Below are 12555 nucleotides of genomic sequence, written 5' to 3' on the forward strand. Positions count from 1 at the left end.
CCGTTTACGAGTCGTCCGCGTCCCGTCCCACCCCAAGGGCGTCCGCGACGCGGTTGATGTAGTTGAACCACGACGCGATCAGGGTGATCTGGAGGATGGCGACGTCGTCGAACCCCACGGCCCGCAGTCCTTCGAGATCGCCTTTGCGTATCTGCGTGGCATCCTCGGTAAGCCGGATGGCGAAATCGAGCATCGCCCGGTCCTGCGCGTTCAGCGGCGCCTTGTCGTAGTCGTACTTGATCGCTTCGACCAGTTCGCTGTCCAACGTGACCCGACGCAGAAACTCTGCGTGCGAATCAATTCAGTATACACACCGGTTTCTCGACGAGACGATGGTCGAGATCATCTCGTGCTGCCTGCGGCTCAACGGCAGATCCGGCGACAGCAACACCCCGAAGGTGGCGAAGGCGTGATGCAGCGCCTCCGGGATCAATGAATGGGACGCCACGATGCCGGACGTGCCGTCGTCGGTGGGATGCACCGGCGTGTCGTACTCCGCGGGATAAAGCGCGCGCTGTGCCTCGAGGGCGGCGAGCAGCCGTTCGTCCCCATCCGACGCGGAGACGGTCTTAATCCATGCCATGGGCTTCTCCTGACGGTCTTTGCTGTGTGGACTGTTTTCTGAATACGAGAAAGTACACCGGTATCCCAAGGACCGTCACGCCGACGCCGAGCAGGGCCTGCACGGGACTGTTGCCGAAGAGCAGCACGAGCAGGACCGCGGCGAGGATCAGGAACAGCACCGGGGTGACGGGATAGAAGGGGGTCCGGTAGGGAGGCGTCTCGGACGACCTGCGGCGTACCACGAACAGGCCCGCCACGGTGAGCGCGATGAACAGTACGGCCACGAAGATGAAGTAATCCAGGATCTGGCTGAAGGTCCCCAGCCACACCAGCAGCGAGGCCAGTCCGCCCTGGATGGCGATCGCACGGTAGGGCGTGCCGAAGGCGGGATGGACCGCGCCGGCGAAGCGGAGGAAGACCCCGTCCCTGGCCATGGCGAAATACACCCTCGGCGCCATGAGCAGCAGTCCGGTCAGGCTGCCGACGATGGACAAGATGACCACGGAGGAAAACAGGATGCCGCCGCTGCGTCCGAAGAGCACCTCGCCGGCCTGCGCCGCGAAGGTCTCGTCGCTGGTGACCTGGGATACGGGTACGAGGTACATGAAGACGGCGCTGGTGGTGATGTAGGTCAACGCGACGATGCCTACGGCCAGCAGCAGCGCCCGGGGCAGGATGCGCGCTGGGTCCTTGATTTCACCGGCCACCTTGTTCAGGTCCCACCAGCCGGCGAAGGCGAAGAAGGCGCCCACGATGCCGCCGGCGAGGGCGCCGAACAACGGGCCGGAATCCGCGGGCCGCGCCACGAAGGGCGTGAAGTTCGACCAGTCGCCGAGCCCCAGGCCGAACCCCAGGAGGGAGATGACCGCGAGCACCCCGACCTTGAACACGGTCAGCAGGACGATGATCCAGGCGCCGATGCGCACGCCGTAGATGTTGACGGCGGTGAGGACGGCCAGCACGACGATGGCCAGCAACTTCATCGCGACCGGGTCCATCGCGTAGATATGGCCCGCGTAGCTTGCCATACCGGTCGCCAGGGTCGCCGTGATGCCCGGATCCAGCACCATCAGGGACATCCATCCGTACAGAAAGGCCGTCGGCGTGCCGTAGGCCTCCCGGAGATATACGTATCCGCCGCCCGCGTGGGGATAACGGGAAGCCAGTTCCCCGAAACACAGCGAACCGCAGAGGGCCATCCCGGCCATCGTCAGCCAGATGACGAGCAGCAGCAGGGGCGATCCCAGCGACTTGGCCATCCCGGCGGGCACCAGGAAGATCCCCACGGCGATCATCCCGCTGATCACCATGGCCGTGGTCGGCCAGATACCCAGTTGTCGGCGCAGGTTACCCGTGGTCATGAACGCGTTTTCGTCTCACACCAGTTCGGGTTCGTTTTCGATCCGGCTCAGCCAGTAGTGGTTGTCGAACTGGTCGTCACCGGTCAGGAACCGCCAGAAGTGGATCCGGTTGACATGTTCGATGCGTTCTTCGTTCCCGTGCCACGGCTGGTTCGTGCTCAGGATATGGCTGACTTCCGGATCGTCGATGTCATCCGTGTTCCAGAGCCTTAGCTGCCGGACCGTGGGGTTGAGTCGCAGCTTGAACATGTACCGCATCTCGTCGGTGCGATTCGGCTGGGCGCAGTGCCACATGCCGTGATGGAGCACGATCACCGTCCCGGCCTTGCAGATCATCGGCACCTGGCCCACGAAGTTGTGGTACCGGGCGATGTCGGATTCGCTGATGCGTCGGTAGTGGCTTCCGGGAAGGATCAGCGTTCCTCCCATTTCCCTGGGCGTGTCGTGGGCGAAATACATGAACTGGATGTCGAAGTGCAGCCGCGTGTCTATGATCGCGTCCGCGTGCCAGTGCTGTCCGAAATGGTGGCCTGCCGCTACGGTGTGCACGGCGTGGTGGTCGTATAGCGGATCCGGTCCCACGAGGCTGTGGATGATGCCTTCGATCTCCGGCAGCCGGAAAACGCGTCCCACGGCCGCTTCCGGCCAGATGACGCTCAGCGGCAATCCCGCCTCTTCCCGGGGGATGGCCTGGTTGTCCATTTCGGCTTTCACGGACTGGTTGAGATCTTCGGGCACCAGTTCGTCGAAACGGAGATACCCCTCCGCGACGAACCGCGCCATTTGCTTGGAATTCAACAGATGGGTGCTGTCAGCCATCGACCACCTCCATTTTTTCGAGTATGTACTCGTACTTGAGATAGGACACCTGGTATTCCGTACCCGGATAGGCCGGATATTGCTGGGGAAACTGGACGACCCGCCAACCGTCCCGCATGGCGTCCACTACCGACGCGTAGGGGGGATTCGTAGCGCCGCCCGAGTCCGCGGCGTCCCCCGATGTGTGGCGTTCGTCGGCGGCCGAGGTGCCGTCGAATTCGGACCAGGCCACGACGCCGGCGTGAAGGTCGGGGGTCCGCAGGTAAAGCACCAGCAGTTTCTGGCGTGTTTCAGGCATTACGTTCCCTTTCCGGTGATGCGCGCTATCGTGTCGGTGGTCGACATGCCGTCCAGGACGGGCACTCTCTCCACGCGGCCGCCGTAGGATTCCACCACGTCCCAGCCCACCACTTCCTCGTGGCCGTAGTGACCTCCTTTGACCAGGACGTCCGGCTTGAGCAGGTTGAGCAGCGGGATGGGCGTTGGCTCGCCGAAAAGGACCACATGGTCCACGCAGGCCAGGGCGCCGAGCATGTAGGCCCGTTCCGTTTCGCCGTAGATCGGCCGGCCCTCGTCCTTGATCGCCCGGACGGACGCGTCGGTGTTTATGGCCACGATGAGCAGGTCGCCGAATGATCGCGCGGTCTGCAGGAGATGGACATGGCCCGGATGGAGCAGATCGAAGCAACCGTTCGTGAACACGACGGTGGCGCCATTCCGGCGCGCGCGCTCCACGACCGATGCAAGTTCATCGCGTTCGAGGAGTTTACCGCGGGTCTGCTGATCGGGCATAACCGGCCACAACGTACGTTTTGACGATTCTAGCGAGTTGTCCTTGATGTAACATCGGGAGAGCGGGGCGTGTCAACCTAAATAACCGGGGCAGGCGGTCGGACGGACGAGGTCAGGATCTCACGAACATCATGCCCGGCAACTGACGCACCGCGCCTTTCAGTTCGAGCGCCAGCAGGATGCCGAGCGCCTGGGAGGAAGTAAGGGAAAGGGCGGACGCCAGGTGGTCGATGTGTTTGGGATCCGAGGTTACCTGGCCGTACATGGATTGCTCCTCGGGCGGCAGTTCCAGGGCCGTGCCGGCCGGTTCCGGTTCCGACCGGATCGGCTCGAAACCCAGCCGGGGCGCCAGTTCGTCGATCACGTCGTCGACCCGCTGGATCAGCTTGGCCGTACCGTCCTTGATCAGCCGGTTCACCCCCTCGCTGCTCGCCGCGTTCAGCGGTCCGGGCACGGCAAAGACCTCGCGGCCCTGGTCCAGGGCGAAGCGCGCGGTGATCAGCGCTCCGCTGCGCTTGCCGGCCTCCACCACGATCGTTCCCAGCGTCGATCCGCTGATGATCCGGTTTCGCTGGGGGAAATGGACGGCGTCCGGGCCGGTTCCGAAGGGGTGCTCCGTCATCACGGCGCCATGTTCCCGGATGGTCGCCATCAGTTTTCGGTTCTCCGCGGGGTACGGCCGGTCGAGGCCCGAACCCAGTACTGCCACCGTGCGGCCGTTACCACGCAGTGCGGTCCGGTGGGCGAGCGTGTCCACACCCCGCGCCAGGCCGCTCACGACGGTGAACCCGTATGCGCTCAGTTCCGCGCTGAAGGACTCGGCCATCTTTCGGCCATAGGCGGAGGTAAACCGCGTACCCACGATGGCGATGGACTGTTCGTCCTCCGCTTTCCAGCCGCCGGAAACGAAGAGCAGGGGCGGCGGATCGTAGATCTCGCTAAGCCGCTCGGGATAGTCCCGGTCGCGGAAGGTGACGATGCGTGCGTCGTGCCGATCGAGCAGGCGCAGCTGGCGGTCGACGAAGGCCTGGTCCCGGTGGCCGCGCACCGCCCGGGCGATCTGCGGCCCCACCCCTTCGGTCCGGGCCAGTTCGTCCACGGAGGCGGACAGGGCCGCGGAGGGCGACCCGAACCGCCGCAACAGCGCGTGGAACCGCGACGCGCCCACGCCCGGTACGCGCGCGAGGGTCAGCCAGGATGCCAGGTCGGCCATAGACAAGTCCTCCATAGCCAGGTCCTCAAGGGACAGGCCATTCGGTGCAGTTGCGGGTTACGGGACTAACCGGGAACCCGTCGGCGGGTAACGCGTTCCGAATCCGACGCGATTCAATGTGATTAGTCGGGCGAGTCGGTTCCGATCTCGTGAAGAATCTGGCCGATTTCCCCGAGGAGGTCGGGGATGCCTTCTCCGGTGGCGGATGAGATCGCCAGCACGGGGTTGTTGCGCTGGCCCGCGTGCTTCGCGCGGTCGGGATCCACGACGAGGCCGTCCAGGGCGGAACGGTCCACGATCAGGTCCAGTTTGGAGAAGACGACCAGGGCGGGGCGGGAGAGGAGTACGGGATTGAACTGGCGGAGTTCGTTGACGAGCACTTGGTAGTCGTGCACGGGATCGGGCTGGCTTGCGTCGAGCAGGAAGACGAGGATCCGGGTCCGCTCGACGTGGCGGAGGAACTGGTGTCCGAGTCCCTTGCCCTCGTGGGCGCCCTCGATCAGGCCGGGGATGTCCGCGAGGACGAAGCGGTCGTAGTCTCCCAGCTTGACGATGCCCAGGTTGGGTTCTAGGGTGGTGAAGGGATAGTCGGCGATCTTGGGTCTCATGGCGGACAGACGCGACAGCAGTGTGGATTTGCCCGCGTTCGGATGACCAACCAGTCCCACGTCGGCGATCAGCTTCAGTTCGAGTTCCAGCAGGCGTTCCTCGCCCGGATGACCTTCCTCCCATCGCCGGGGCGCCCGGTTGGTGGACGTGGCGAAGGCCGAGTTGCCGCGGCCCCCATGGCCTCCCCGGGCGATGACCAGGGTCTGGTCATCGCCGACCATGTCGGAAATCACCGAGCCGGACTCCCGGTCCTTGACGATGGTACCGGGAGGGACGCCGATGACCAGGTCCGGGGCGTTCCGTCCGTGCATGTCCTTGCCCTGTCCGTGCGTGCCGTTCCGGGCACGGTACAGGTGCTGGAACTGGAAGTCGAGCAGCGTGCGCTTGCCCGGGTCGACCTGCAGGACGACATGGCCTCCGTCGCCGCCGTGTCCGCCGTCCGGCCCGCCCCGCGGCACGTTCTTCTCGCGGCGGAAGCTGCAGCAGCCGTTGCCGCCGCGTCCGGCCTTTACGTGGATTTTCGCGAAATCGACGAACATGAGGGATATCCGAAGAGCCGGCCGCCCGCGATCGCCAAAACGATCGCGCCGTACGAGGACTGCACAGTCACACGCCCCGCTCGATGTCGGCCGCGTTGACCTAGGCCTACATCCGCTCGATGATGGCGGTGCCGAATTCCGAGCACTTGACTTCCTGCGCGCCGTCCATCAGGCGGGCGAAATCGTACGTCACGATCCGGCCCCCGATGGCCTTTTCTATCCCCTGGATAATCAGGTCGGCCGCTTCGTCCCAACCAAGATAGCGCAGCATCAGTTCGCCGGAGAGGATGACGGAACCCGGGTTGACCTTGTCCTGGTTGGCGTATTTCGGCGCCGTGCCGTGGGTCGCTTCGAACACGGCGTGTCCGGTCTTGTAGTTGATGTTGCCGCCCGGCGCGATACCGATACCGCCCACCTGGGCGGCCAGGGCATCGGAAATGTAATCGCCGTTCAGATTCATGGTGGCGATGACGTCGAACTCGTCGGGACGGGTCAGGATCTGCTGCAGGAAGATGTCGGCGATGGCGTCCTTGACCAGGATCTTGCCCTCCGGGACGTCGCCCCCGCATTCGTCCCAGCTGACCAGCCGGTCCGGGTATTCCTCCTTCGCGAGTTCGTATCCCCATTTCTGGAAGGCGCCTTCCGTGAACTTCTGGATGTTGCCCTTGTGCACCAGGGTGACGCTCTTGCGGTTCCGCGCGATGGCGTACTCGACCGCCGCGCGGATCAACCGCTTGCTGCCGGTCTCGCTCACCGGCTTTATGGCGATGCCCGAATCGGACCGGATTTCCCACCCGAACTGTTTCCTGCAGAACGCGATCAGCCTGGCGGCCTCGTCGCTGTAGGCCTCCTGTTCCTTCCCGGCGTACACGTCCTCCGTATTCTCGCGGAAGATGACCATGTCCACCTTCTCGGGATGACGCACCGGACTGGGCACGCCGGTAAACCAGCGTACCGGCCGCAGGCATACGTACAGGTCGAGGATCTGGCGCAGCGCCACGTTCAGGCTGCGGATGCCGCCCCCCACGGGCGTGGTCAGGGGTCCCTTGATGCCCACCAGGTATTCCCGGAAACTGTCTACCGTTTCATCCGGCAGCCAGCTGTCCGTGAGATTGAAGGCTTTTTCTCCTGCCAGCACCTCGTGCCACATGATGCGCCGGCCTCCGCCATACGCCTTGTCTACGGCGGCGTCGAAAACGCGCTGTGCCGTCCTCCAGATATCCGGTCCCGTGCCGTCGCCTTCGATAAAAGGGATGACCGGTTGGTCCGGGACGTTGAGCACGCCCCGGTCATCGATGGTTATGTGCTTTCCACCAGCGGGTGGTTTTGCAGCCATGTCGCTTTCTTCCTCCTCCGTCGGGTTTATTTCATGTTAGATGAAAATCATGTGGAAGTCGTGTGGATGCTATATGCCCAGTTCGTCCAGGCTCTCCTGGTACACCGCGGCGGAAGCACGCAGCGCCGCCCGCTCGTCGTCCGATAGGTCCAGTTCGATCACTTCCTCGATGCCGTCGCTGCCCAGTTTCACGGGCACCCCCACGCAGACGTCCCGCAGTCCGTACTCGCCTTCCAGCATGACCGAGGCGGGCAGCACGCGGTTCTTGCCCTTCAGGACGGATTCCACCATCTGGACGACGGAGGCCGCCGGGGCGTAGTAAGCGCTGCCCGTCTTGAGGTAGTTAACGATCTCCGCGCCGCCGTCGCGGGTCCGCTGCACGATGCGGTCGATGGCTTCCCGGGACAGCAGCTCGGTGATGGGTATGCCGGAGACCGTGGTGTACCGCGGAATGGGGACCATGGTGTCGCCGTGCCCGCCGAGAATGATCGCCTGCGTGTCTTCCATGGATACGCCGAGTTCCATGGCGACGAAGGCGCGGTAACGGGCGCAGTCGAGCACACCGGCCTGTCCGTATACGCGCTTCCGCCCGTACCCCGATACCTTGAGGGCGACATAGGTCATGACGTCCAGCGGGTTGCTCACCATCAGGATCTGGGAATCCGGCGCGTACTTCACGATGTTTTCGGTTACGGACGTGATGATTTCCGCGTTCTTCTTAAGCAGATCGAGCCGGTCCATGCCCGGCTTGCGGGCCAGGCCGGCGGTGACCACCACGAGGGCCGCGCCGTCAAGGGCCGCGAAATCGTTGGAGCCTTCGATCGCCGAATCATAGCCCAGTACCGGTCCGGCTTCCATCATGTCCAGTCCCTTGCCCTGCGGGATACCGTCCACCACGTCGATCAGGGCGATATCGCCCAGTTCCTTCTGCGCGGCGTACAGCGCAGCGGTCGCCCCCACGTTTCCCGCACCGACCATGCCGATCTTTACCATTTGTTCCTCCATGTATGAACGATGTATCGAGTTTCCTGAGACTTTAGCGGGCCGGATCCATATCGATCAGCAGCGATGCGTCGATGGGATGGTAATGGTCCGCGGTTTCCATCAGGTCCCGCGCCGTGTTGTGCGGAAAGGAAAACACCTCCACGCGCGGGCCCAGTTCCTTGAGCAGCTGGATCAGCGACACGAAATCCCCGTCGCCGCTGGCCAGGATGACCACGTCGACCTTCTCGGCCATTCTGATCATGTCGATGGCCATCTCCATGTCCCAGTCGCCTTTCGCCGAACCGTCGCTGCGCCTGCGGAGGTCCTTCCGCTTCACCTCGTAGCTGAACTGTTCCAGCATGGTGACGAATCCGCTCTGGTCCACCTCCGGGGTCTGGATCACGTAGGCGTAGGCCCGTATCAGCCGGCGATCGCTCACGGCGGCCTGCATGAGCTTCTCGAAATCCACCCGCGCCGCCATGCCGTGCTGTTGCCGGGCGGCATACCACATGTTCTGCACGTCGATGAAGAGGGCGACCCTTTCAGATTCCGCGCCGCTTTCTTCGCTGAACTGTTCGATCCGCCGCTGCATCTCCCTGACGCGGTCTTCCAGGATCCGATTCCGTTTTTCCAGGTCCGCGCCGTACCGGCGGGCTTCGATCAAGGCCGGGTCGGTATCCTCCATCCGGCGCGCGTCCTCCTGCCCCTCGTTCAGAACGGGATCGTCCCGCAGGTAGGGGGACGCCGTCTCTTCCGATACGCCGGACCGGGGTTGAAAAGCCGGTATCCGGTTCAGGCGTTCTATGGCCGGCGCGTAAACCGCCTCCCGTTCGTCCAGCAACATGGCGAAGGTCATCCGTCCGCACTCCCGGGTATAGGCGTCGGTCCTGTCACTCAACAGGGAATTTATGCCTTCGGGGGACGACCTCCCGATCTGTTCGATCTCCCGTGAACTGGTCTGAACCAGGGTCCGGATGACCTGTGCGGCCGTGACTTCCCGCTCGAAGCAGTCCCCGGCGAGCTGCGCGGCGAGCGTATGCATCGCCGTAGTCGCCAGGTCCCGCCCGTCCCGGACCAGTCCGCAGATGTGCAGCAGCTTGACGATCAGTTGCCGGTCGAGGGCGAGTTCCAGGACTCGGGCAAGCCCCTTCTCGTCGATCCTGCTGAAAAGATGCCGGTAATCCGCAAGCGCGGTTTTCGAGTTTTCCATGGTTCCACCGTGCGTTCGACAGGTTGCCGCGGAGCTTCGCGGCCGGTCAACCCGCCAGGGACGACAACCCCTCCTCTACCCGGTCCATGCCCCTTTCGATCACGTCCAGGGTGGTTGCGTAGGAAAACCTCAGGCAGCCCTCGGACCCGAAGGCGGCGCCCGGCGCCGAAATCACCTGGTACGCCTCGAGCAGGTACATGGCCAGGTCCAGCGATCCTTCGATGGGGCTGCCGTCGGGCCGCCTGCGGCCCAGATACGCCGACAAGTCGGGAAACACGTAGAACGCGCCGCCGGGCCGGGCGCACGCCACGCCTTCCATGTTCCGCAGCCTTCCCATGATGTAGTTCCGCCGCCGGTCGAACGCCTTGATCATGGGGGGCAGGAAGTCCTCGGGGCCGATCAGCGCGGCGATGGCCGCGTGCTGGGTGATGGCGCTCGGATGCAAGACTGTCTGTCCCTGGAATTTCGAGACCAGATCCATCACCTCGGCGGGACCGGCGGCGTAACCCAGTCGCCATCCGGTCATGGCGTACGCCTTGGACAGTCCGTTGACCACCAGCGCCTGTTCCTTCATCCGCGGATGGAGGGCCGCGATGCTTATGTGGCGATGGCCGTCATACAGGATCTTCTCGTACAGTTCGTCCGTTATGACGTATATCCCCGCATCCATGACCACTTCGGCGATGGCGGCGAGTTCGTCCCTCGAGTACACCATGCCCGTGGGATTGGAGGGAGAGTTGAGCAGGAGCGCCCTGGTCTTCGGCGTAATCGCGGACCGCACCTGGCCGGCCGTCGCCTTGAAAGAAGCGTCCGGTCCCGTGTTCAGCACCACCGGAACGGCGCCCGCGAGTTTGACCATCTCGGGATAACTGACCCAGTAGGGCGCCGGGACGAGTACCTCGTCGCCTTCGTCGCAGATCACGTAGAGCAGGTTGTACAGGGCGTGCTTGCCGCCGGAGGTCGTCGCGATCTGGTTCGGCGCGTATTCGAGCCCGTTGTCCCTGGCCAGCTTGCGGCAGATCGCTTCCTTGAGGTCCAGGATGCCGGTCGCGGGCGTGTACCGGGTGAGGTTGTCCCGGATCGCCGCCATGCCGGCTTCCTTGATGTGGTCGGGCGTGGGGAAGTCCGGTTCGCCCACGGCGAAGTTGAAAACCTCGACGCCTTCGCGTTTCATCGCGATGGCCCGCTCGTTGAGTGCGGTGGTCGCGGAGGGTGCGATGCGATCCAGTTTTCGGGAAAGGGGACGAATAGCGGGCATGAGAAGGGGGCGGAGGGTGGAGTCGGGCAGTCCTTGAATAACCTGGGGTTCAGCCGATTGAGCCGCGTTTTTCCGACAGTGCCTTTAACACGGGAGGCGGGACCTGATGGCTTACGTCGCCACCGAACCGGAAGACTTCTTTGACGAGCGAAGAACTCACGTACACCGATGGTTCACCGGGAAAGAACGATACCGTGGTCACCGACGGGGCCAGGCGCCGGTTCATGAGCGCCATCTGGGATTCCGTTTCCAGGTCTCCCGCGGAACGAACGCCGCGGACGATCGCATGGGCGCCGAGCCTTCCGGCCAGTTCGACCGTCAGTCCGTCCGTCGACATCACCTCGACCCCCGTCCAGCCGTCCACTGCCTGCCGGAACAGGTCCACGCGTTCCTCCACCGAAAACATCGGGTGCTTTTCCATGTTGGTCGCAACGGCCACCACCACCCGGTCGAACACGGTCAGCGCCTGTCTCAGCACATCCAGATGTCCGTTGGTCACAGGATCGAAAGTACCGGGATACACCGCAACTTTCATCGCCGGGTTCTCGATGAAGGAGGTGGAAGATCGATGGGCAGGACTTCCGGACGGTTCACGGATGCCGCTGCAACGGGTTGATTGGACGAGGTGGGCTGAAAGAAAGACAGCGCCGTGTCACCGTACGTTCGGCTGCGCACCAGGTCGAGACCTTCGCAGGATTCCGGTTGATCGTCTCCGCGATGCTCCAGGACGAGCAGGCCGCCCGGAGCCAACACGTTCCGTTCGCCGACGGTCCGGACGATTTTCCGTACGACCGGATCGCCATAGGGCGGATCGGCGAGTATGATGTCCACCGCGCAGGCATGGTCGGCGAGGTGATCGAGACCCCGAACGGCGTCTGTCATCCAGATCCTGCCGCTTCCGCGAAACCCACAGAGGGCGAGATTGTCTTTTATCGAACGGGCGGCGCGCCGGTCGCGGTCGACGAACAGGCAGCAGCGCGCACCGCGGCTCAGCGCTTCAATGCCCAGGCTTCCCGTGCCGGCGCACAGGTCCAGCACTGTACCATCGACGATTCGTGCCGACAGGATGTCGAACAGCGATCCGCGTACGCGGCTGCCGGTGGGACGGATGTCGCCGGTTACGGACTTCAGCCGACGGCCCCTGGCGATTCCTGTGCCGATTCGCAGCATGATCCCCACCTCCGGCCATTACCGTTCGGACCACATCGAAAATAGATTTGCAGGGGGTGCATGTCAACAAAAAAGGCCGTTGGGAAACCTCGGTTTTCCGGCTGTTTGCGGGGATTTCCGGCACGCCGACCCATGGCTTCCGACCAAGCGCGTCCAGGCGCGACCTGCACCTGGGCACAGGGGCCATTCGGACGCCTCCGGGCGCGACCAGGCGCGTAGCCATTCACTCCAGCTTCACCAGGGGCCGCATACGGCCGAGTTTGGCGGGACCGATCCCCTTCACGTCGAGCAGCTGCTCGACCCGCTTAAAAGGTCCGGACCGTGTCCGATATTCGATGATCGCCTCCGCCAGTTTCGGACCGATCCCCGGCAGTTTCTGAAGTTCGGACGCAGGCGCGGTGTTTACCGGCACGAGCAGGTTGCCGTCGGCCGGTTGTCCCGCGTCCGGTTGTCCCGAGTCCGGTTGTCCCGAGTCCGCCCTGGTGGACGGGAGGCGTGCGTTCGAATCGTCCACGTCAGTCGTGGCGGATCCCGTCTCGATGCCTGCGTTCAGCCGTCCGTGGACCGGAGCCGGTCCCAGATCGGGCAGGAAATCCGAATCGTACTGTTTCACCAGCAGAATAACGGCGCCGGCCAGCATGCTTGCCGCGACGAAGATGACGGCCTGGATCTCCCCTTTTGTCATAGTCACCCTCGGAGC

Annotated in this window: 15 protein-coding genes; all 15 read right to left on the reverse strand. The window is 63.9% G+C overall.

Going from position 1 to position 12555, the window contains the following annotated elements:
- Positions 1 to 4: 4 nt before the first annotated feature.
- Positions 5 to 265, reverse strand: a complete 261-nt coding sequence (locus F4Y38_02390) for a peroxidase (protein ID MXY48127.1) — start codon at positions 263 to 265, stop codon at positions 5 to 7.
- 36 nt (positions 266 to 301) lie between these two features.
- Positions 302 to 583 carry a hypothetical protein gene (locus tag F4Y38_02395; protein MXY48128.1) on the reverse strand — a complete coding sequence of 94 codons (282 nt, stop codon included), beginning with the start codon at positions 581 to 583 and terminating at the stop codon, positions 302 to 304.
- Complete coding sequence (locus F4Y38_02400) at positions 570 to 1925, reverse strand: amino acid permease (GenBank protein ID MXY48129.1); 1356 nt, start codon at positions 1923 to 1925, stop codon at positions 570 to 572. Before F4Y38_02400 ends, F4Y38_02395 begins: the two co-directional genes overlap by 14 nt.
- Before the next feature lie 15 nt (positions 1926 to 1940).
- Entirely contained in the window at positions 1941 to 2744 is an 804-nt protein-coding gene (locus F4Y38_02405; protein MXY48130.1) for a phytanoyl-CoA dioxygenase family protein, read from the reverse strand.
- Complete coding sequence (locus F4Y38_02410; protein ID MXY48131.1) at positions 2737 to 3042, reverse strand: hypothetical protein; 306 nt, start codon at positions 3040 to 3042, stop codon at positions 2737 to 2739. Before F4Y38_02410 ends, F4Y38_02405 begins: the two co-directional genes overlap by 8 nt.
- Positions 3042 to 3536 (reverse strand): D-glycero-beta-D-manno-heptose 1-phosphate adenylyltransferase, encoded by a 495-nt coding sequence (gene rfaE2, locus F4Y38_02415; GenBank protein MXY48132.1) that lies wholly within the window; start codon positions 3534 to 3536, stop codon positions 3042 to 3044. The genes F4Y38_02410 and rfaE2 overlap by 1 nt, the downstream gene beginning before the upstream one ends.
- A gap of 112 nt (positions 3537 to 3648) precedes the next feature.
- Positions 3649 to 4764, reverse strand: coding sequence for a DNA-protecting protein DprA (dprA, locus tag F4Y38_02420; protein ID MXY48133.1), 1116 nt, complete (start codon positions 4762 to 4764; stop codon positions 3649 to 3651).
- 107 nt (positions 4765 to 4871) lie between these two features.
- On the reverse strand, positions 4872 to 5897 hold the full coding sequence (gene obgE / locus F4Y38_02425) for a GTPase ObgE (protein ID MXY48134.1): 1026 nt from the start codon (positions 5895 to 5897) through the stop codon (positions 4872 to 4874).
- Between the two features lie 106 nt (positions 5898 to 6003).
- Positions 6004 to 7233, reverse strand: coding sequence for an NADP-dependent isocitrate dehydrogenase (locus tag F4Y38_02430; protein ID MXY48135.1), 1230 nt, complete (start codon positions 7231 to 7233; stop codon positions 6004 to 6006).
- 69 nt (positions 7234 to 7302) lie between these two features.
- Positions 7303 to 8226 (reverse strand): malate dehydrogenase, encoded by a 924-nt coding sequence (gene mdh / locus F4Y38_02435; protein MXY48136.1) that lies wholly within the window; start codon positions 8224 to 8226, stop codon positions 7303 to 7305.
- A gap of 43 nt (positions 8227 to 8269) precedes the next feature.
- Positions 8270 to 8809 carry an NYN domain-containing protein gene (locus F4Y38_02440; protein MXY48137.1) on the reverse strand — a complete coding sequence of 180 codons (540 nt, stop codon included), beginning with the start codon at positions 8807 to 8809 and terminating at the stop codon, positions 8270 to 8272.
- A gap of 664 nt (positions 8810 to 9473) precedes the next feature.
- Complete coding sequence (locus tag F4Y38_02445) at positions 9474 to 10685, reverse strand: pyridoxal phosphate-dependent aminotransferase (GenBank protein ID MXY48138.1); 1212 nt, start codon at positions 10683 to 10685, stop codon at positions 9474 to 9476.
- Positions 10686 to 10734: 49 nt separating this feature from the next.
- Entirely contained in the window at positions 10735 to 11220 is a 486-nt protein-coding gene (gene coaD / locus F4Y38_02450; GenBank protein MXY48139.1) for a pantetheine-phosphate adenylyltransferase, read from the reverse strand.
- Positions 11217 to 11855, reverse strand: coding sequence for a 16S rRNA (guanine(966)-N(2))-methyltransferase RsmD (rsmD, locus tag F4Y38_02455; GenBank protein MXY48140.1), 639 nt, complete (start codon positions 11853 to 11855; stop codon positions 11217 to 11219). The genes coaD and rsmD overlap by 4 nt, the downstream gene beginning before the upstream one ends.
- Positions 11856 to 12078: 223 nt before the next feature.
- A complete protein-coding gene (locus tag F4Y38_02460) occupies positions 12079 to 12540 on the reverse strand; it encodes a ComEA family DNA-binding protein (protein ID MXY48141.1) in 462 nt (153 codons plus the stop codon).
- Positions 12541 to 12555: the final 15 nt, after the last annotated feature.

This window comes from Gemmatimonadota bacterium, assembly GCA_009838645.1.
Classification (GTDB): Bacteria; JAAXHH01; JAAXHH01; order JAAXHH01; family JAAXHH01; genus JAAXHH01.